Here is a 20,443-nt window from a genome sequence, read left to right as displayed (position 1 = left end):
GTGTTTGCCCGAACAACGTGAGGGAGCAACTTTCGAGTGCCCGGCTTTAGCCGGCACGAAACTTACTCCCTTTTTAAAGGGCTTACTTTGTTCAGGAATAACGTTCGAAATTAACTGATATCTCAGGGCGGTTTTCGAAGTTAATAGGAGAGTACGAAGTTAATGAGTTAAAAGCAGGCCATCAGTTTGCCATCATCTCATCACTGCTGCTCTGAACTGGAAAATTGCCTCAGAATAACGGTGTCCGGGATGATAAAAATTGCCTTTTCTGATGCAGCAGCAACACAAAAACCGCGCCAGGGCACGGTTAAAAAGAAAGAGGACGGGGATTAGAGTATACCAGCGCGCTCGAGCAGCAGTTTATAGTAGGCTTCCGGATCGGTGTTCAACAGGGCCGGGTGCTCCCGACTGACCTCCATCTCCAGCGCGTTAACTTGATGCGTCATCACCTTGCCACTGGTAGACCAGGCGACAAAGGCCTGATAGAGCGGATTCTGGCGTTTGCGCTTCGCTTTGCCCAACTCACTGACATTCGCCTGCAAGCCATCCAGTATCAGATCCAGACGTTCCGCCTCACGGTTTTCCAGGCCGTCCAGCCCCTGCTGCAGCTCCCGGACCTTTGCCTGTTTATCCCGGGCCAGGTCAGGAGAAACCACCCAGCGTTTGATTTGCTTCAGCCGGTTGCGCAGGCTGTGTCTGTCTTTCAGGTCGATGCCGATACGCTCGACACGCAACAGGTGACGCTCGTATTTTTTACGCAGGCTCTCTGTCAGGCCATTCCGGATGGCCCACTGACGGAACTGGCCCAGCCAGTGCCGGATTTCCTCCACCGCAATTCCCCGGGAGGTGAAGAACTTTTCGGTCAGCCACAGGCGCAACGGCTTGTTCTGGCCCGAATCCGTATCCTGCCCGCGTAAGGCAATCACGTAACCCAGTTGCTCCTGCACCGAAAGGGCATGTAACGGGCTGTCATAGGCTTTACGTCCGTTACCGTAGACGTGCAGGCATCCCATTGCGGCGGCAATTTGTTCAAACGGCACCATGACTTCGAAAGCATAGTCACTGTCCGGGTTATAATCGCAGTTGGCCGCCAGTGCCATGGAGAGTGCATTCAGGGCCTCACGGCTCTCCGAACGGGCAGAAAGACGCATCGGCTTTGGCAAAAAGTGCGGATCGTTACGACGGGTATAAGGCACATATCCCTGCTGGCGCAGCGCGATCAGATCGGGATTACGATGCCAGTCATGGCTGCTCAGACGCGCCACGACCTTTGCCGCCATACCGCGCGGAACAGCACAGCTAAGCGTCGGCTGGTAGCGGCGATGAATTTTGGATTTCCCTTTGCGCAGCGTATTGGACAACCCGCGCCGGGAAATAACAGAGATATCAGGCTGGACCTGAGAAAGAATGGCGTCAACCAAACCTGCCCGCGCTTATGTTGCACGGAAGGAGTAATGTACACAGAAGGTATTGAACTTTTCTGAGCATAGAACTATACTCCCTGCATAGAGCAACCGCTTCTATACAGTTTAGGTAAGCCCCGTTAATCTTATCCTTCCGCCAAGAATAGAAAGATTATCGGGGTTTTGTCTTTTCTGGCTCCGGGCACATTCCATCAGAACCAGTTTCCTGCCACCTTGCGGCGTGGCCAGCCAAAATTCTGTTAAAACGACCAGTAATCTAGCATTCAAATCGATAACTGGCAATAAAGTAAAGACTTTACCCCAGCAAGCCTCTCTGTTGAAATTCCAGTTCAATCAGTTTTTCAACAAATTCAGCCTGAGTAACCCCTTCCTCGTCACACACCTTTATCATTATATCTTTCAAAGGATTGCGAACAAAAACCTTTACTTCTTTATGGGTTACTCTTTTCCGAGCAATCGCTGCCAGCTGTTTTTCTGAAGCCGACATCGGATTGCCTTTACGATAAGAACGCTTTACTTTCGATGAGGAAGTCACTGCATTTTCAGCTTGCGACATCTCTGCATCCTCAAGGGTCAAACAAGGATCGTTCCGCAGAGGATACTACAGATTCCTGAAATCAGCGACTTAACTTTACATCAAACTGTGAGCCACGTTGGCGCGCGGCCCATAGGGGGGAGAAAAAAGCAATAACCTCAGAAATACTGTTCGGATGTGTTAACCAGAAACGCCGGAGATGGGGAAAACTTGCTTTTACCCTTCTCCTGGGTTGGACAACTGAGCACAACGAAGGCGTCAGTATCTTTTAGCTGTATTAGATAGCGCGTCGCCAGGTGGTGGACACCGTATTACTTTTTGGTATCACCGACAGCATGATTGATGGCCTGCTGCAGGGCCTCCGCGCTGGTGTATCCAGGGATAACCGTCACGTTATCAGCATTGGCGCCGGTTGACGGTAAAACCACCAGAGCAGGCGTACCACTGAAGCCCAACTGTTGGAGGGCATTAATGCCCTCCAGCGTTCCCTGAACATCAGGTGCTGTCTTCGCATCAAATTTCACGGCTTTTGCCGCCGCGCTGATATCAGCATCGGTCAGCTTGCCCTCGTTGTTTTACTGTTCTGGTGTTGTAAGCGGCAAGCCGCCAACGTTTGGGAAAACCTTTGGCGAGTAACAGAGCAATCGGAGTTCCATGCTTTGTTACTCGCCAGTGTCTCATTCGCCTGGATATTGTCCTTGCTCTACGGGCTGGTTAAACAACCGGGTTACCTGCTAGTGCAGCGGCGGCCTGCTTTTCCTCATACGCCTGCCTGCGCTGGTTGCGCCCCCGCTCCTGCGCAATACGCTTCACCGCATACTCTGCTTCACTCGCGCTCACCTGTGCCACAGGCTCACCCGCAAGGCTCAGCCGCCACGCTTCCGCCACCATGCTCTGCAAATAAATTTCCGAGCGAGTGATGGCCGACAGGCAGCGCTTAAGCTTTTTCATGGAGATGTCCAGGCCACGTGCGCGGATATCGGCTGCCATCATTTCCCGCGCATGAATGGGCAACAGCTGCGGCGCCCCATTAACCACCAGAGCCGGCCAACAGTGTTGTATGACCGCCACCGCGTCCGCCAGCGGCATGATGTTGATGAACGTCGGCTGCACAGCCTTCTGCTTTTCTGCCTGTTTGGCTGCTTTCTCCTGCTCGGCCCGTAATCGCACCTTCTCTACCCGGCGCGCTGCTTTTGCAACTGCCCGGTCGGCTTTCTCTTGTTCTTCCATTGCCTGTTTTTTTACTTTCCAGGCCGGCGGCGGGCTGTCACTGGCATTCACCACCACTGTTTTTTTTCGCGTCACCACCGGGGGGTATCCACCCGGGGCGAGTTGTGCTCAGTTGAGGCTGCAGGTTTTTCCGAGGGCACCTTACGGCGCAGTGTCAGTGTGGGACGGCCCTGTTATTTCATGTTGTTTCTCTCCGCATCGCTCAATGCTGCTAATGCCGTTACTTTACCTTATCTTTCTGGTCGTTGCGTTACATCGCAATCAGCCCCAACACCGCCAGATGCACGGTGTAGAACAGCGGGAAAAAATCCCGGGGCCAGAAGCGGGAGACCAGACGACAGGTGCAGCTCAGCACTGTCAAGGTGACGCCCGGTATCACCAGACCCGCTATCACCATCGCCGCACCGTCGCCGGCGTTCAGCGCCAGTATCACCAGCGCCAGGCAGCACGCCAGTCCGGTGCGGGTGGTGCGCCTGGCCGTCATGCACACTCCGTAGGCCAGTAACAGCATCATGATGCCGGCAAGGCCATAGCTGAAGTACGAAAATGGAAGCCACGCCAGAACCAGTCCCAGCGACAGTGGCCACACGCGGGGACCGTGCTGCTGCATCAGCGCCAGCACCTGCCCGCTGACCGCAAAGGCAAACAGGATATTGCCCTCATACGGCTGCAGCCCGGCGAGTATACAGCCGCCCTGTGCCACCACGGCCCACACCCACAACCGGTTCAGCGAAGACTGACGGATGCGCGGATGGCGGGCCAGATTGATCGCCCAGACCAGGCCGAACAGCGGGAAAGCACCCCGCCCAAGCAGCCGTAGCGCGTCGTTGTCGAGCCCGAACAGCAGACTGGTGTGGTCGGCCACCATCAGTAGCAGCGCCACGGTTTTAATCAGGTCGATTTGCCCCGGCGTCCAGACCATCAGCCGTTGCAGCCAGTTATCCATGACCACCACCAGGGGAAAGAAAACGTTATCCTCTGCCCGCATATCAGTCTCCGCTCAGTGTTTTTTCCCGGTCGAGGTCACGCACCACCTCGCGCTCCATCTGTTGCAGGCGTTCACGTTGCACGCTCTCGTGCACCACCTGTGCCACCGCGTCATTGCGGCGGCGCTCCTCATGATTGTCCGGTACCCTGACCGCGTCAGGGGTGAGGTCCTGCGTGCGTTCCAGCTCTCGCGCCACTTCCCGTACAGGGTCTGTGCCTTCCCTGCCCTTATCACCGCTGCGCGCCATTTCCCGTACCGCCTGCGCGGCCCGTTCTTCCCTTTCGCGGCGCTGCTGTTCGGCCTGCGCCTGCTGCGCCACCACCTCCGGCGGCAGCTTTTCGCCATGCTGTGTGCCAGTGACCACATCATCCGATATGCCATCCGCCCAGACCCGGCCCCCGGTGATGGCACCGGGGTTCCAGGGCCGCCCCTCGCTGCCGGGAAGACGTACCACCACGCCGCTGTGCGGATTTTCCCGCGCCAGCTTCACCGCAGCCGGCATATCGGCCGCCAGCAGCGATTCCCCATTACGGCTCACCTGCAGGCCGGCAAACGTGGCTTCCTCACTGCCCATCACGCGCCCTTCGTTCGTCAGCCCACGCACTTCACCCTCACCGGGCATCAGCGAACTCAGCCAGATACCCGCCGGCTTACCGTTGCCGTCAAAGGCCGGCAGCACCACATGGGGCTGCGGATATTTACGACCGGGCGAGATGAAACGTGCCATCGAGCCGTCCGGCGACAATCCAGCCTGTCGCAGCACTGCGCGTCCGGCCGCCACCTCTCCCAGCGGCTTTGCCGTACCCATCAAACGCTCGGCATTACTGACTGCCCGGTCACCGCGAGGCGCCAGAATGTCATGCGCCGTGCTGCGGGCGCGAGATTTTCCCATTGCCTCAACCCAGGCCGCACGGTCGTCGGTGTAAACCTGTACATGCTGCTTCATACGGCTCAGCGCCACGTAGGCCGATTCGAAGCTCACCATGGCTTTTCGTGCTCCTTCGGTGCCCTGCAGGGCAATCACAAACGGCTCACTGGCCCCCTGCGCCCCGTGGGCAGTGACGGCGTAGGCCAGGTCGATATGCTGTTCTGCCCGCTCGGCAGCGGGGTTCACCGTCCGGGTCTGGTGTCCGTCGGACAGCGTTACCCTGTCACCGTCAATCTCGGATACTGTCCAGACGCTGTTGGCCACAAAACCACGCTCATTGTCGCTTTTTGAAAAGCGCATCCGGTCGCCGGGCGACACCGTGAGGGTGTCCGGGCGATACAGCGTCACCCCCTCTGTCGCCGCCTGGGTGGGGGACAGCGAGCGGGTGTTGCCCTGCTCATCTTTCAGGGTGACCAACTGCCCGTCCTTATCTAGGCTGTCAATCCGATAGTAGGTGCTGTCCAGCAGCACCAGATTGTCGTGCGCCGCCTGCCAGGTGGCCATTTTACGCAGTTCACCGTCACGCAGGTTAGCGGAGGTCAGTACCGGTAGCCGGGCCTCCAGCTCACCCAGCTCACCGGCCGCCTGACGAGCCTCATGTATCTGCGCGTTCAGCGCCCGCCGGTCGGCGTTCAGGGTAGTCACCACGATGGTCTGTGCCTGCGCCTGCGGTGTGCGCCCGGCGTAGTCGCGCACGATGGCTTCATAGAGGGTGGCGGGCTGCGCACCGGGCGTCAGGCTCCCGTCGCCCAGACCTTTCTCGATGGCCTTCTCCTGCGCCGCCCCGAACTCCACCACCGAACTCTCCGGCTGCCAGGCACCCGCCTGACGTGGCACCTGTGCAGGGGACACCTGCTCAATGCTGTTGAGGGCGCTGTCGATGTCCCGGTCAATCAAACTGTAGACCGCCGGTTTCAGAGCTGGGGTCTGGCGGACGATCTCCTGCATCACCGCTACGTCGATGGCGCTGCGTTTTTGCAGCAGACGGAACGGTTGGCCAGGTGCGATGGACTGCAACTGTTCAGTGTCGCCACTTAACACCGCCCGTCCGCCGCCCCCGGCGATCAGGCCATAGGCCCGGGCCATATCGGCATTGCCGACCATCGAGCTTTCATCCACCAGGAACAGCACGTTGCGAAAATCCGGCTGTTCGCCGCCGCGCAGCTGCTGTTGCGTGTCGTGAATAAACGCAGCGAGCGTCTGCGACTCCGGCACGCCGGCATCGCGCATTTCGCTCACGGCTCTGTGGGTGGGTGCCACGCCAATGACGCGGGGCTGCTGCTGCTCCGGTAGTGTGTCGATAGCCGACATCACCGCCCGAAATTGGGTGGTTTTACCCACCCCGGCATAGCCCTGCACCAAGGTGAAACGGTCTTTCGAACCCAGTATCATCCGGGTGGCGTTACGCTGACCAAGGGTGAGGCCATCGAGCTGCGCCGCCGGAACCTGTGCCATCAGCGGTTCGACCGCGTCTTTCCCTTCCAGCACATGACGCAGAATACTTTTCTCGGCGTTATAAGATGCACGGGCAACCAGCAGCTGCAGCCCGTTCCCCGGTGAGACCGGCACCGACATCAGCGAACCATCCCGGGTTTGCTGGTCTATCTCCCGCTCAATCGCCGTCAGTCCCGGCCCTGTCGGCGCTGCCTCGCTGGCCGCCGCCATAAGCTGCGGTTTTGTGAAGGCGAGGTTGCGACTTTCCAGTGCAGGGATGGCCAGATGAATGGCCTGCTGCACCGGGGTGTGCAGCGCGTTTTTTTGGTGTGTGAGCGCCTCTTCCAGTCGGTCATGTCCGGACGCTGCCTTGATTTGTGCCGACACCACGCTGAAGGTCGGCTGCCGAGCGAGTTTTTCCGTGGTTTTCGCTTCGGTCTGCGCCGAATACAGCCGCACCTGCGGACCGCTCAGGGCCAGCGTGTTCAGGGTGGAGGTGTCCATCTCCCGCAGGCTCAGCGAGGCAAATACCGTGGCGTTATCACTCACGCTGCTCCCCGGCGATCCCACCCAACCTTGCCCGACTTTCGGCGCCGTAAACGGACTGTCTCCGGACGGCAGCGCCACCGTTCCCTTGCGACCTGGCAGGGTCACGGCTATGCCTTTATCATCCAAGCCGGTGACGGTCACGGTATCGCCCCCCTTAAGCCTTGCGCCTGGCATTTTGCCCAGCACCGCCAGTCGGTCCCCTTCCGACACCGGGATTTGTGTGGCGCGAAGCAACGACCAGCTGCTGTCGAGCGACGCCAGCCGGGTCACCTGACTTTCACCCTGCGCATTGCGCAGCGTCAGGCTGTTATTACGGGCGGTAACGCGTTCTATCACAAACCGTTCATGACGTCGCGCCTGAGCATCCCAACGCTCCATCACCATGCCGTTGCGGTAGTGGTCACGCACCTGCTGATGGCGACTGTCCAGCCACACCGGCTCCAGCGCGGTGATGGTTTGCTCTTTCTCGCCCAGCACGCGTTCTGAGCGCAGGGCATTACGCACCGCACCGGTGAGTGCCGCCTGTTCGCGGGCACCGGTAACCTGTGCCACGCTGTGTTCTCCCTCCCGTATACTGCGGGCAAAGTCGTTGGCCAGCCGGTCATAACGCTGACGCCGGTCAGGCTCGCTGATGACGTCCACCCGGGTTTTCTCCCCCTGCTGCCAGCTCAGCGTATTCACGCCCGTTTCTTTCATCACCGTCAGGGCGCTGCCAGTGCCGCTGCGTTGCCCGCTGTCGGTCATCAATAGCTGCACGTTATGACGCAGGGCGCCATCGAGCAGCGTCAGCGTCTCCTTAAGCGTCAGCTTTTCGCTTTGGTCGACAATCAGCGTGCTGCCCGGTAAAAAGGTCATCCCCTCAGTCAGTGCCCGCCTGTCGGTAATGTATTCCCCGCCAAGCCGCTCATCCTGCGCCAGGCTGCGGGCCGAGCGGCGATCTGCCGCCACTATCTGCACCTCGCGTCCCTGTTCATGCGCCATCATGGCCAGCTCCGCTACACGCTCACGCTGGCCAGCGGCACCCCCTTGCCCGGCCACAATCGCCACCGGCAGACGGTCCTGTGCCAGCACACTGACCGCGTCAGAGTAGGCTCGAGTACGGGGCTGTGCTTTATCCGCAAAGGTATCAATCGGCCCGGCTCGCTGCAGGTCGCGGGTCAGGGCCGCCACAGACAGTTCGTCGAGCACATGAATGTTTGAGGTGAACAGGCCTTTTTCTCTATCGAGCGGAATAAGCTGCTCGTTTTTAATCGCCGACTCGATGCCCTCGCGCGCCTGCGCCACCACTCCCGGCTGCGCGGGCAACTGGCCTATTGTGGTGGCCAGCAATTCAGAGTAGGTGAAGCGCGCCCGCCGGTCGCTCAGCAGGCCGATGGCTAGGCCGACCGACGCGCTGATGTCGACGGCCTCCACGGCCGGGGCCGGGATGTCACCCGACTGCGCACGCTGGTCAGCGTCCTCGCGGTAGCCCCGGATATCGAAGCCGGTGGCTTTCAGTGTGTGCATCCACTCGCTCATCCGTTGCGCTGGATCGACCTTTGCTTTCGAGCGCCGCGTATCCAGCGCGGCCATGTCGCGTGATTTTAGCGACGCATCTTCCCCAACGGCGTCCTTAATCGCCTGAGTGCGACTGGAGAATTCGCCGACCGGCACGTCTTTCAGCTCCCACATGCCGTGCTTGCCTACTACCTCAGTCTCATAGCCCAGCGCCGTGACTTCCTGATGCAACGCGGCGCGGTAAATTTTACCGAAGGCTATCTGGTTGGCGTACACGTTTTCGATGAAGCCGGTTTTGCCGACCTTATCGCTGCTGAGCGTGCGCCAATTATCACCATGCCGGGTGAGGTTGGCCACCACGGCATGGGTGTGCAACTGCGGCTCCTGGTCACGGCTGGTATCGTGGTTAAACAGCGCCATCACCAGATTGCCGGTCAACTCGGTGTGACTTTTACCGTCGCTCATCACCCGCGTAGAGGCCAGTGCCTCCACCTGCTTCACAGCGGTATCCACCGCGTGGTTATGCGCGTCAATCAGCCGCGTGTCACCCCCGAGCATGCCCATCACTGAGATACTTTTGGGCGCGGAGAAGGTCAGGTCGTAGCCCGGACGGTGTTTGTTGGTGCCGTCCTGGGTCCTACTGAGGTCGCTGCCGTCCGGGAGACGCCCTTCGAGCACCTTCGTAAAGACCTTTTGGTCCACCCCGCCGCTCAGCCCCAGCGCTTCAGCGCCCTTTCCGGCCCAGCGCTCACCCATACTGCCGATGACGTAGTAGTTGTCCTTGTCGGTGTAATAATTGCCCGCGCTGCCGGCAGATTTAACCGATCCGATGCTCATCATCAGATGTACCCTCCCGGTTCAAGACCCTTTTCAGGCGAACGATGCACATTGATGTTCACCTCTTCACGGCGCTGCCTATCCTTCCCTGACAGCCCCTCCTGCTCAGCCTGCCAGGCTTCAAAAGCATCCCTGTCCACCACTTCACCGCTGACATTGATACCGGGCGGCAGCTCTTCAGCCTCTTCGGCTTTGCTGACCAGCTCTTGCTCGGTACCGCCAACGCCCACCGCTGCTGCCGATGAACCCGATTTAAGCGGAGGTGCGCCACTCGTCTCTGGGCGCGCAACGGGCGGAGCAGGGGCGACAGGGACGTCCACAGGCACCAGGGGTCCGCTGGCCACCACTGTCGTTTCCACTTTCTCAGCCGCTGCAACCGGTATATCCGGCGTAAACAACCCCGCCAGACTGCGAGATTCGTCTTCGCGTGCGGCCAAGGCGAGGCTTAGACGCGCATCCGCCTGCTCATCCAGGGTGCGCGGGATGAATTCGGGCGCGACCTTCGGTCGTGGCTGGTACTTCAGGGCCATCTTCACTGCCGGATACGGTCCCGGTAGCGTGATATAACAGGAGAGATCCGGCAGCGTCTGGATGTCGGAGTAGCTGACGAGTGTCACGCGCTCCATGTCCTTGCCCACCGACGTCCCGTCACGCACCGGGTCTACCCCGTAGGAATACTGCTCGGAGGCTTTGAGGATTTCTTTCTCGCCTATCTCCCCTGCAGCGAATTCGGCAATTTTGCGCGTCGGCGAACGGAAGAATACGCGGGTGTTCATGACGTCAAACAGCGTGGCGGCGCCTTTATCGCCGTAGATGTCCTCAAGCTGCGCGTAGGACTGAATACCGAACACATAGCAACCACCAAACTTACGCGCTTCCGGCAGAATTTCCACCAGGTCCGGCAGCTTGCCCCATTCCCAGTCGAAACGCAACAAAACGGTAGGGCATTATGCCGCCTGTAAGTGCGTTAAAAATACCTCATTTGGAGAACTATAACCCAGCGATTTTCGGCCTCGCGTATTGAGCAGGTGTTCGAGTGCTGCAACCTTGCGATGGGTGACATAATTGAAGTCCGTTCCCTTCGGGTAAAAACGCCGTATCAGCCCGTTGGTATGCTCATTCAACCCGCGTTCCCAGGAATGATATGGCCGGGCAAAGTAGACCGGTGCCCCCGTGACCTATCGTCTTTTAAAAACATACAATCGTCCTTTAAAAACCAACAAGTCGTAAAAATTATTGTATTTCATACACCTACAGCCAAAAAAAATCCCTTTAACTTATTTAACTTATACATAACTAATCTTTTAACCGGGTTTCACCCCATTGAGCCTGTGGATAACTTCAGTTCTGGCAAACCCGCCAAAAGGCAGATTTTGCTCCTTCCTGATAAAATTCCCTGTGCCCATCTCAAGCATCAGTGTGAACGTGGCTCAATCAGCATTTGGTGCTCTTCCGCTTCCTCGCTTTGGCTGTTCGTTCCTCGTCGCTCCGCTCCTGTGGTACGCCTCAGCCAAAGACTGCGGCGAGCGGTGGGATTTAAGGAGAGGGTTTTCTTTGGTTTTCAAACGCGCTGTAGCAGCTTAAAGGCAATTTTTGATGAAAGAGGTATGAAAAACCCTATTGGTAGGCTTAACAGCGCAAAGAGGCTTTTAGAATCGTTTATAGGGTGCTCTTCTGGCTTTACGCTCTTTATCGATGGCAAACAGCAGGGCAACCCCAGATAGAAGGTCTGGAACAACCTCTGTTTTTGTACCTTACCTGTCGTTGTACAACCCCCCCCAACGCCGAACAAGCAACCAGTCACCAAACAAATCACACAATAACTCAGCCTCATACCACCGGTTTTCAGATTCCCAGCGCCACGTAATCATAAATAATCGATCTATCAATCACATTTTCTTATGAGAGTATCAAATATTATAATATTTGATACTCGAAAAAACAAAGCCAAAATAGGTATCAGAAATCGTATTTAGTGCATTATGATACAATTCTGTATCAAAAACCATTTATGAGACTAAAAATGGCACTACTGGGCTATGCACGGGTATCAACCAGTCATCAGAAGCTAACGCATCAGGTAACGGAGTTAAAAAATGCAGGTGTACGCGAAGATCGTATTTTTACAGACATGATGACAGGAGCAACTGATGAGCGGGAAGGGTTACAGCGGCTGCTGGCCAGGGCAGAGAAAGACGACGTAATCATCTGCACAAAAATGGATCGCCTAGGGCGTAACACCGCTGACATGATCGGTATTGTTGACGGTTGCTACAAAAAGGGGATTGCCATCCGATTCCTAGAGAATAGCCTCAGTACAGAAGGTACGATTGGAAAGATGGTTATTCAAATCCTAGCCGCAGTATCAGAGGCTGAGCGAGAGCGTATTCTGGAGAGGACAAATGATGGCAGAATAGCCGCAATGGCATGCGGGGTTAAGTTTGGCAGGAAACCTCATTCGGGGACTACCTCTGCCCAGACGATGATCCGCGAGGGAAAAACACGTAAGATAGTGACTGAAAAAACAGGAATATCTAGGGCTACTTATTTTAGATTGAAAAAACACATTACCGAGATCACCAATAACTGACTTTCTACGCTGGTAATCCCGTAGAAGTAATTTGGCAGCCTTCACAGTAGAAAGCACCGTAGAGAGGCTTACAGGTGCCTTAAAATCGATTCCTGCGAGGTATCTCTAAGTGATATGTCAGTGCAAATTGAAATCTGACCCACTGTGCCGAAGTAAAACTAACCCACCTGCTTCTGTTTTTGGGTAATCTATGCCGCAGGCATGGAAGGCGCGAAAATTGCTTACAGATGCGTACAGGAGCTTTAGCGCGCCGATACGTGAGCGTAGCGAACCCTGAAGCCCCATATGCCCACGGACTGCCCTTCGCGCTGCTAAGCCGGTTTTTAACGGAGTTTCAGCCCGCACTGCTTTCTACCTGTCGCTACCGATATTTTCCAACTGACCGTATTAAACAACTCAGAAAAGATCACTCTGACAGCGCTAAATCTTAAGTTACATCCTGCGGTACAATCCAACATCAAAAACAGGTTAATTTATGGACGAAAAACAGTTGCAGGCCCTGGCTAACGAACTGGCCAAAAATCTCAAAATCCCTGACGATCTCAACCAGTTCGATCGCCTGCTGAAAAAAATCAGCGTCGAGGCGGCGACCAACGCCCGCAACGGCTATACCCAAAAGACGGTTATCACTGACGATGGCCCGCTGGAGCTGCGTACACCGCGCGATCGTGATGGCTCTTGCGAACCGCAACTGGTTAAGAAAAACCAGACCAGGATCACCGGGATGGATAACCAGATTTTATCGTTGTACGCCAAAGGGATGACCACCCGCGAGATAGCACAGCGTTCAAAGAGCTGTATGACGCTGATGTCTCTCCGGCGCTGGTCTCGAAGGTCACCGACGCCGTAATGGAGCAGGTTACCGAATGGCAGAGTCGTCCACTGGACGCAGTCTATCCCATTGTTTATCTTGACTGTATCGTCCTGAAGGTCCGGCAGGACAGTCGCGTCATCAATAAATCCGTGTTCCTGGCCCTGGGTATCAACATCGAAGGCCAGAAAGAACTGCTGGGTATGTGGCTGGCTGAAAACGAGGGCGCGAAATTCTGGCTCAATGTGCTGACAGAACTAAAAAACCGCGGCCTGAACGATATCCTCATCGCCTGTGTCGACGGTCTGAAAGGCTTCCCGGACGCCATCAACACGGTGTATCCGGAAGCCCGTATCCAGCTGTGCATCGTACATATGGTGCGCAACAGCCTGCGGTTCGTCTCCTGGAAGGACTACAAAGCCGTCACCCGTGACCTGAAAGCCATCTATCAGGCCCCCACGGAAGAAGCAGGCCAGCAGGCGCTGGAAGCGTTCGCCAGCGCCTGGGACAGTCGCTACCCGCAGATAAGTCGGAGCTGGCAGTCAAACTGGGCCAACCTGGCGACGTTCTTCGCTTACCCGGCGGACATCCGCAAGGTTATCTACACGACGAATGCCATAGAGTCGCTGAACAGCGTGATCCGGCATGCCATCAAAAAGCGTAAGGTGTTCCCGACGGACGACGCAGTGAAAAAGGTGGTGTGGCTGGCAATCCAGGCAGCATCACAGAAATGGACGATGCCGCTGAGGGACTGGCGTATGGCGATGAGCCGCTTTATTATCGAGTTCGGTGACCGCCTGGACGGTCACTACTGAGAAAAGGCATTTACACAGAATCGTGTACAGGCTCAATTTTACGGAATCGTAGACCCTTTATTGATGATACCTTCTTACTCCTTAGCGCCGGTCTTTGGAATTTCCATCTCAGAACAGCGTAAAATTTACTTCAATCACCGAAACACCCTTATTTCACTATTAAGCAACACGCTTACTGAATGTAACCGTGACTCCTCTCAACATGATGGCTCATCATCTCATGCTTTTCATGGCGTAACGGTCGGTGCTGTAGTGCTCTCGGTCTGTTGTTTTGCCCTAATATCTTTGGCGGGGTTCGATTACCAATCGTGTGAAAAACCACGCTAAGAAAGTATCCAACTGTTTTACATGAATAATATTGAAGGAAGGCGCGTCAGCTTTTTAAAAAATCACGCTTTTCGCGTAGCTTTCTTATTTATCGAAACAATTATGACCATTGGGCTTAAGTTGCTTTGCCGCCATTCAAGTTAATCAGCATTTCTGTCACGAGTCAGGCGCATCCAGTTATTGTGAGCAAAAGCTGCTTTGCCAGTTTCATCAAGATTACATTTTTCCAGAAATTGCCTCGCATCATTACCGGGGCGATATTGAAATGGATAATCAGTAGAAAAAAGAATACGCTCCTCACCTACTATCGCTACAGCTCTGTCCAAAAAATGAGGAAGGAACAGGCTTTGTTGAATAATTTAACCGTTTGATTTACATCTTCTTTAGTTAGAATGCATTTACAGAGAATGTATTTTGTTAGAACGACAAATCAAATAGTTAGCACAATAAAAAACATTCCGAGAGGAAAAATTAGTCGTTGAAATTTTATAATGCTTATATAAATAAGTATCTTAAATTATTCAACAAAGCCGAAGGAACATACCACTCGCCGTAACATACAGATTTTCCCTGGCCATCAGTATACGCTGATGGCCAGGCAGGGCGTGTCAGGAAAGGATGACTAATGGCGGATTTGTGCCAGGTCGTCTTCAGTCAGGCCGGTCATTTTCATGACGGTGTTGTCGTCGAGGCCATTCTGCAGCATGGTACGGGCGACTTCGAGTTTACCTTCGAATTTACCTTCGAGCTTGCCTTCGAGCTTGCCTTCGTTGCGGCCTTTTTCAATACCACGTTGCTCACCGAGCTGAATGCCCTTCTCGATGCCCTTCTGTTCGAGCTGTTGTGCGATGGTCATAAGTGCGTCTCCGTGTTGCGGCACACGCTGTGCCAGTTCGCGTACAAAGGCTTCGGCGTCGGATGTTTCGCCTGCCTGCAGAATATAGTGTACCAGTGATATCACCTGCGATGAAGACAGATATCCGGCCAGTAAAAGGGGCGCCAGCCGATCGACCAGTTCTGCCAGATCCCGCTGATGAATATGTTTCTGCAGTAATGTCAGTGCAGCCATACTGCGATGATCGGCGATTTCATCATCCGGAATGACGGTCACATCAACCAGCGGGAAAGCATTGCTGTAGAGTTTGCCAGCCAGAGCCGGATCGTCAAACTCATCCAGCCAGCGGGTGGAGTACGGATACGGGCTGCGTTTACCGGTATAAAACAGTACCGGTATCACCAGTGGCAGTGTCTTATGGCCAGCGTCGAGATGACGCTGCATGGCGGCCACCGCATAGCGGATAAGGCGAAAGGCCATATGCCTGTCGGGCGTCGACTGGTGCTCCACAAGAACGTGAATGTATCCATCGCCGGCAGAGGTTTTCAGGCTGTAGAGCACGTCGCTGAAATACTGGCGCAGATCATCCTCAACGAACGAGCCGGACTCCAGTTTCAGCGTGCTGAGATCGCAGACCGCGCGTAGTTCCGCAGGCAGGTGGATTTCCATGAAATCCCTGGCAATATCCGGCTGCGTCAGGAACTGCCGGAACGTGGCATCGTGAGGCGTGGGCGTCGTGTTTTTCTTCTTCATCAGTCCTGGCCCTGAAAAATAATCTGCATATGTTACCACACCACCGGAGTCTGTTTGCCGGGAAGTCATCCCGGTTATTCATTCCGGGTATTACCGGTCTCCGGTTCCACCTTCTGAGCATTGCAGACCCGGATTACTGTCATTTTAGAAACGCCGGCCAGACGTGCGGTTTCGCGTAAGGATTTACCGTGAGCCAGGCGCAGTGTGCGTATCAGTTCGTGTTTCTGCACATCGGCTACCCTGCCCCGGTATTTGCCCTCGGTTTTCGCTTTACTGATCCCTTCCGCCTGGCGGCGTCTTCGGTCTTCATAGTCCTTTCTGGCAATGGCGGCCAGCATATCGAGCATCATCCCGTTCACGGCTTTCAGCATGCTGCGGGTAAAATCATCACTGATGACGCTGGTCAGCGCCAGATGGCTGGTTGGCAGGTCAAGACTGACGATGGCCAGCTGTTTATCAGTGATTTGCTTTCGCAGAGTTTCCCAGCCAGCGTCATCCAGCCGGGAGAGGCGGTCGACCTGTTCAGTCAGAATGACATCACCGGGTTCTGCCTCTTCCAGTAGTCGTAGCAGCTCGGGGCGGTTCATTGTGGTACAGGAGACATTATCGACATACCAGCCAGCGATACGCTGGCCATGCTGACGGGCAAATGTTTTCAGAGCATTTTTTGCACGGGTAGCATCCTGCTCTGATGTTGATGCGCGCAGGTATCCAAAAATGAGCATTTTCCACCCTTATGGTCACGTTTAAGTGGTCGCGTTATTTATGGTATCACTTATATGGTCACATTGATATGGAACAGCATACCAGATATCGGTATGGCTGAGGTATACCCCAATGTGAACGTGTAGGCACTACCCTCTTTTATGTGAACTGCAACCCGCTAACGTACATTTATTTCATGATATTGCAAAATATATTGTACGTTACTTTTTATTGCGTACAATGTGATTAGGCTTTATACGTCATTGAGGTGCAGGAATCTATCTCAGAGGAAAACCATGAAACGCGATTACGGTAGTGTGGGTACCATAGCGCTCAGAGCAAGTGCTTTACTTCAGGCAATGAGTCGGGATATCGAGGCTCAAAGGAAAGAATTCAATCTGACAGAGTATCATCAAACATATACTCGAAATGCTGTGGCAAAGTTACCAAAGTTGAGCCGTCGCATTGTTGAATTGGCCGTAAAAGAAATGGAAGAAAGCGGCTATGAATTCAATAAAAAGCAGGTTGGCAACGTCGAGCAATATGCATTAACAATTCAAAATGTAATTGATATATACGCCCACCGACAGATACCTAAGTACCGTTATATTCATAAAGAACCTTACGTAATTTTTGTCGTCAACCTAAAAGGTGGGGTATCAAAAACCGTCAGTACAGTAACGCTGGCACATGCATTACGTGTACATCAGGATTTGCTCCGCCATGATCTTCGTATCTTGGTTATAGACCTCGACCCGCAGGCATCCAGCACCATGTTTCTGGACCACACCCATAGCATCGGTACAGTTATTGAAACCGCCGCTCAGGCAATGCTGAATGATCTCGATGCTGAAATGTTGCGAGAAGCGGTTATACGGCCGACTATTATTCCAGGTGTTGATGTTATACCTGCTTCTATCGATGACGGTTTCGTGGCGAGCCAGTGGGAGTCTCTGGTAGCAGAACATTTGCCTGGTCTTAAACCTTCTGAAGTACTCAGAAAGACAATCATTGACCGTATCGCTGGTGATTATGATTTTGTCTTCATTGATACAGGACCTCATCTTGATCCATTCCTTCTGAATGGCTTAGCTGCGAGTGATTTGCTTCTGACCCCTACCCCTCCGGCACAGGTTGATTTCCATTCAACCCTTAAATATCTGACTCGTTTGCCAGAAATGCTCGAACGTCTTGAAGAAGAAGGTGTAGAGCCACGCCTGAGTGCAAGTATTGGATTTATGTCAAAAATGACCAGTAAGCGCGATCACGAAACGTCCCATAGTCTGGCTCGTGAGGTGTATGCGAGTAACATCCTGGACTCATCGCTCCCGAGGTTGGACGGATTCGAACGATGTGGTGAGTCTTTTGACACCATCATTAGTGCTAACCCTGTTTCGTACCCGGGAAGTGCAGAGGCACTGAAAAAGGCACGTACTGAAGCTGAACGGTTTACTAAGGCCGTATTTGACCGAATTGAATATATCAGGGGAGCGTAAAAATGAAACAGGTTATAGCCCGTGGTCGGGTTCTGGGAAATAGTAATTCAGAGTTCGCTAGGATGCTTGAAGGTGACGGTGATGTTAAAACGTTTACCCTTAAGTCAGGCACACAGGCTAGGTTTGTCAAAACAGTTGTGTTAAGCGGAGAAGTCGAATCAAAAACGTTCGTTGATGCTTCGGTTAATGGACGTGATCAGACAATGCTTACGCGCGAGTCCGTCAGTGATATTTCCCGGACGATAAAGCTGCAGCAGTTCTTCCCGGCTATTGGACGGGAGGTTAATGGACTAATTGAGATATTAGATGGAACCCGACGTCGTGCTGCCTGCATCTTTAATAACGTTAAATTCGAAATTCTGGTAACAAAAGATGATATCTCACTCGCCGATGCACGGCAGCTGGCGAAAGATATACAGACTGCCAGAGAACATAGTCTCCGCGAGCTGGGGAAACGACTCGAAGTTACCTACGGAACTAGCATGACGAAAGAAGAGATTGCGTTGAAAGAAAATCTCTCTCCGGCGAAAGTGACACGTGCGTTTCAGGCAGCAGCAGTGCCAGACGAAATGGTTGCAGTATTCCCGGTGATAAATGATATTTCGTTGTCGGATTATCAGTTTTTACTGAAACTGGCCGAAGAAGCAAACAACAAGCAAACATCGGTAACAGAACTGATGGAAAAAGTTCAGCATCGGTTGAAGACCATGCCAGATTATCCGGCAATTGATAAAAGCAAAATTCTGGCCGTTATCAGGGAGGAGGGCAAATCGTTGACTGCCCGCCCTACCAGAACGGTTCAAACTGAGAAGCTGAGAGAATTTTCAGATCGCAATCAGTTTGCCAGAAAGAAAACTGATTCAAAGAAGCGACTTGTTGTTTATGAGTTTTCCCGCATTTCCGCTGAGGCACAATCGGAGATTGATGAGGCAATAAAACGTATTCTGAAAAGACTACCTGAATCAGGTGAGTAAGGAAAAAAGGATGCCAGATATGTATTAGTCGCGACTTGATCTGACACATTACATTGAAAGGTTTAGAGTTACCGGTTTGACCCTGTACACGATTCTGTGTAAATGCCTTTTCTCAGTAGTGACCGTCCAGGCGGTCACCGAACTCGATAATAAAGCGGCTCATCGCCATACGCCAGTCCCTCAGCGGCATCGTCCATTTCTGTGATGCTGCCTGGATTGACAGCCACACCACCTTTTTCACTGCGTCGTCCGTCGGGAACACATTACGCTTTTTGATGGCATGCCGGATCACGCTGTTCAGCGACTCTATGGCATTCGTCGTGTAGATAACCTTGCGGATGTCCGCCGGGTAAGCGAAGAACGTCGCCAGGTTGGCCCAGTTTGACTGCCAGCTCCGACTTATCTGCGGGTAGCGACTGTCCCAGGCGCTGGCGAACGCTTCCAGCGCCTGCTGGCCTGCTTCTTCCGTGGGGGCCTGATAGATGGCTTTCAGGTCACGGGTGACGGCTTTGTAGTCCTTCCAGGAGACGAACCGCAGGCTGTTGCGCACCATATGTACGATGCACAGCTGGATACGGGCTTCCGGATACACCGTGTTGATGGCGTCCGGGAAGCCTTTCAGACCGTCGACACAGGCGATGAGGATATCGTTCAGGCCGCGGTTTTTTAGTTCTGTCAGCACATTGAGCCAGAATTTCGCGCCCTCGTTTTCAGCCAGCCACATACCCAGCAGTTCTTTCTGGCCTTCGATGTTGATACCCAGGGCCAGGAACACGGATTTATTGATGACGCGACTGTCCTGCCGGACCTTCAGGACGATACAGTCAAGATAAACAATGGGATAGACTGCGTCCAGTGGACGACTCTGCCATTCGGTAACCTGCTCCATTACGGCGTCGGTGACCTTCGAGACCAGCGCCGGAGAGACATCAGCGTCATACAGCTCTTTGAACGCTGCTGCTATCTCGCGGGTGGTCATCCCTTTGGCGTACAACGATAAAATCTGGTTATCCATTCCGGTGATCCGGGTCTGGTTTTTCTTAACCAGTTGCGGTTCGAAAGAGCCATCACGATCGCGCGGTGTACGCAGCTCCAGCGGGCCATCGCCAGTGATAACCGTCTTTTGGGTATAGCCGTTGCGGGCGTTGGTCGCCGGTCTGGGCTGATTTTTATCGTAGCCGAGATGATGGGTCATTTCGGCGTTGAGCGCCGCCTCGACGCTGATTTTTTTCAGCAGGCGATCGAACTGGTTGAGATCGTCAGGGGTTTTGAGATTTTTGGCCAGTTCGTTAGCCAGGGCCTGCAACTGTTTTTCGTCCATAAATTAACCTGTTTTTGATGTTGGATTGAACATATCAAAATCAGGCAATTACACAAATCTATGTACAGGCTCCATCCTTTTTATATTTTTCACCATGCTGATTTCATGATTATTCTTTTGATTATAAAGGAAAATTAAAAATTATTTCACACTGAAATCACCACTTTTTTTCAACCTCTTTGTGGCTCATAGTTTCGCAACTGGCAGTTCAGACCAGCGAGTTGTATATGCTGGTGAAAGCATTTCACGCTTCATTTGCCATTCAGGTGCTATCCCCTTCCAGCAAACCACACTTTTCCCAGACATGAATAGTTAATTCCATCTATGTCTCTCATCTACTCCTGCTTATGTAATTTACTTTCTGCATTTAGACTGTGTTGCCATGCACCCGCTT

14 protein-coding genes and 4 pseudogenes are annotated in these 20,443 nt (G+C 53.8%); 4 read left to right on the top strand and 14 right to left on the bottom strand.

The window, feature by feature from the left end:
• Positions 1-329: 329 nt before the first annotated feature.
• From ACQGXV_RS00725 to ACQGXV_RS00685, 9 genes and pseudogenes are all read right to left on the bottom strand, one after another.
• A complete protein-coding gene (locus ACQGXV_RS00725) occupies positions 330-1,421 on the bottom strand; it encodes a Replication protein (RefSeq protein WP_440862545.1) in 1,092 nt (363 codons plus the stop codon).
• Positions 1,414-1,488 carry a RepA leader peptide Tap gene (gene tap / locus ACQGXV_RS00720; protein ID WP_440862605.1) on the bottom strand — a complete coding sequence of 25 codons (75 nt, stop codon included), beginning with the start codon at positions 1,486-1,488 and terminating at the stop codon, positions 1,414-1,416. Before tap ends, ACQGXV_RS00725 begins: the two co-directional genes overlap by 8 nt.
• A 231-nt stretch (positions 1,489-1,719) precedes the next feature.
• The gene (locus tag ACQGXV_RS00715) at positions 1,720-1,980 is read right to left on the bottom strand and encodes a replication regulatory protein RepA (RefSeq protein ID WP_440862544.1); all 261 of its coding nucleotides are present in this window, start codon (positions 1,978-1,980) and stop codon (positions 1,720-1,722) included.
• 290 nt (positions 1,981-2,270) lie between these two features.
• On the bottom strand, positions 2,271-2,483 hold the full coding sequence (locus tag ACQGXV_RS00710; protein WP_440862543.1) for a hypothetical protein: 213 nt from the start codon (positions 2,481-2,483) through the stop codon (positions 2,271-2,273).
• Between the two features lie 190 nt (positions 2,484-2,673).
• The gene (gene finO / locus ACQGXV_RS00705; RefSeq protein ID WP_440862542.1) at positions 2,674-3,267 is read right to left on the bottom strand and encodes a fertility inhibition protein FinO; all 594 of its coding nucleotides are present in this window, start codon (positions 3,265-3,267) and stop codon (positions 2,674-2,676) included.
• Positions 3,268-3,439: 172 nt separating this feature from the next.
• Entirely contained in the window at positions 3,440-4,177 is a 738-nt protein-coding gene (gene traX / locus ACQGXV_RS00700) for a type-F conjugative transfer system pilin acetylase TraX (RefSeq protein ID WP_440862541.1), read from the bottom strand.
• Between the two features lies 1 nt (position 4,178).
• Positions 4,179-9,425: a conjugative transfer relaxase/helicase TraI gene (gene traI, locus ACQGXV_RS00695; protein ID WP_440862540.1), complete on the bottom strand. Its 5,247-nt coding sequence runs from the start codon at positions 9,423-9,425 to the stop codon at positions 4,179-4,181.
• A pseudogene (locus ACQGXV_RS00690) lies at positions 9,425-10,330 on the bottom strand (type IV secretion system DNA-binding domain-containing protein); the annotation flags it as partial. The gene traI and the pseudogene ACQGXV_RS00690, both read right to left, overlap by 1 nt.
• Before the next feature lie 39 nt (positions 10,331-10,369).
• Positions 10,370-10,594, bottom strand: a pseudogene (locus tag ACQGXV_RS00685) (transposase); the annotation flags it as partial.
• 851 nt (positions 10,595-11,445) lie between these two features.
• Between ACQGXV_RS00685 and ACQGXV_RS00680 the strand changes: the two are divergent.
• Together ACQGXV_RS00680 and ACQGXV_RS00675 are read left to right on the top strand one after the other, a co-directional pair.
• Positions 11,446-12,012: a recombinase family protein gene (locus ACQGXV_RS00680; RefSeq protein ID WP_440862539.1), complete on the top strand. Its 567-nt coding sequence runs from the start codon at positions 11,446-11,448 to the stop codon at positions 12,010-12,012.
• A 475-nt stretch (positions 12,013-12,487) separates the two neighbouring features.
• Positions 12,488-13,638: pseudogene (locus ACQGXV_RS00675) on the top strand (IS256 family transposase).
• Between the two features lie 467 nt (positions 13,639-14,105).
• Here ACQGXV_RS00675 and ACQGXV_RS00670 read toward each other — a convergent pair.
• The 3 genes from ACQGXV_RS00670 to ACQGXV_RS00660 all read right to left on the bottom strand — a co-directional run bounded on the left by ACQGXV_RS00670 (position 14,106) and on the right by ACQGXV_RS00660 (position 16,278).
• A complete protein-coding gene (locus tag ACQGXV_RS00670; protein WP_440862607.1) occupies positions 14,106-14,309 on the bottom strand; it encodes an amidohydrolase family protein in 204 nt (67 codons plus the stop codon).
• A gap of 278 nt (positions 14,310-14,587) precedes the next feature.
• A complete protein-coding gene (locus tag ACQGXV_RS00665) occupies positions 14,588-15,553 on the bottom strand; it encodes an Rpn family recombination-promoting nuclease/putative transposase (protein ID WP_440862538.1) in 966 nt (321 codons plus the stop codon).
• A gap of 74 nt (positions 15,554-15,627) precedes the next feature.
• Positions 15,628-16,278 carry a recombinase family protein gene (locus ACQGXV_RS00660; RefSeq protein ID WP_440862517.1) on the bottom strand — a complete coding sequence of 217 codons (651 nt, stop codon included), beginning with the start codon at positions 16,276-16,278 and terminating at the stop codon, positions 15,628-15,630.
• Positions 16,279-16,554: 276 nt separating this feature from the next.
• Between ACQGXV_RS00660 and ACQGXV_RS00655 the strand changes: the two genes are divergently transcribed.
• On the top strand, positions 16,555-17,754 hold the full coding sequence (locus tag ACQGXV_RS00655) for an AAA family ATPase (RefSeq protein ID WP_440862537.1): 1,200 nt from the start codon (positions 16,555-16,557) through the stop codon (positions 17,752-17,754).
• A gap of 2 nt (positions 17,755-17,756) precedes the next feature.
• Positions 17,757-18,728 carry a ParB family protein gene (locus ACQGXV_RS00650; protein ID WP_440862536.1) on the top strand — a complete coding sequence of 324 codons (972 nt, stop codon included), beginning with the start codon at positions 17,757-17,759 and terminating at the stop codon, positions 18,726-18,728.
• 112 nt (positions 18,729-18,840) lie between these two features.
• Here the strand turns inward: ACQGXV_RS00650 and ACQGXV_RS00645 are convergent, their stop codons facing one another.
• Together ACQGXV_RS00645 and ACQGXV_RS00640 are read right to left on the bottom strand one after the other, a co-directional pair.
• Entirely contained in the window at positions 18,841-20,049 is a 1,209-nt protein-coding gene (locus tag ACQGXV_RS00645; RefSeq protein ID WP_440862535.1) for an IS256 family transposase, read from the bottom strand.
• Positions 20,050-20,235: 186 nt separating this feature from the next.
• Positions 20,236-20,384: pseudogene (locus tag ACQGXV_RS00640) on the bottom strand (DUF4113 domain-containing protein); the annotation flags it as partial.
• Between the last annotated feature and the right edge of the window lie 59 nt (positions 20,385-20,443).

The organism is Symbiopectobacterium purcellii, from assembly GCF_052050035.1.
Lineage (GTDB): Bacteria > Pseudomonadota > Gammaproteobacteria > Enterobacterales > Enterobacteriaceae > Symbiopectobacterium > Symbiopectobacterium purcellii_A.
The sequence above is the reverse complement of the archived record's forward strand: the minus strand, read 5'-3'. Positions and strand labels throughout refer to the sequence as shown.

Bases quoted from the DNA above. Each gene is read 5' to 3' on its own strand.
- ACQGXV_RS00645 (WP_440862535.1), bottom strand. From the start codon at position 20,049: ATGGACGAAAAACAGTTGCAGGCCCTGGCTAACGAACTGGCCAAAAAT.
- traX (WP_440862541.1), bottom strand. From the start codon at position 4,177: ATGCGGGCAGAGGATAACGTTTTCTTTCCCCTGGTGGTGGTCATGGAT.
- ACQGXV_RS00650 (WP_440862536.1), top strand. From the start codon at position 17,757: ATGAAACAGGTTATAGCCCGTGGTCGGGTTCTGGGAAATAGTAATTCA.
- ACQGXV_RS00655 (WP_440862537.1), top strand. From the start codon at position 16,555: ATGAAACGCGATTACGGTAGTGTGGGTACCATAGCGCTCAGAGCAAGT.
- traI (WP_440862540.1), bottom strand. From the start codon at position 9,425: ATGATGAGCATCGGATCGGTTAAATCTGCCGGCAGCGCGGGCAATTAT.
- ACQGXV_RS00680 (WP_440862539.1), top strand. From the start codon at position 11,446: ATGGCACTACTGGGCTATGCACGGGTATCAACCAGTCATCAGAAGCTA.
- ACQGXV_RS00665 (WP_440862538.1), bottom strand. From the start codon at position 15,553: ATGAAGAAGAAAAACACGACGCCCACGCCTCACGATGCCACGTTCCGG.
- ACQGXV_RS00660 (WP_440862517.1), bottom strand. From the start codon at position 16,278: ATGCTCATTTTTGGATACCTGCGCGCATCAACATCAGAGCAGGATGCT.
- ACQGXV_RS00715 (WP_440862544.1), bottom strand. From the start codon at position 1,980: ATGTCGCAAGCTGAAAATGCAGTGACTTCCTCATCGAAAGTAAAGCGT.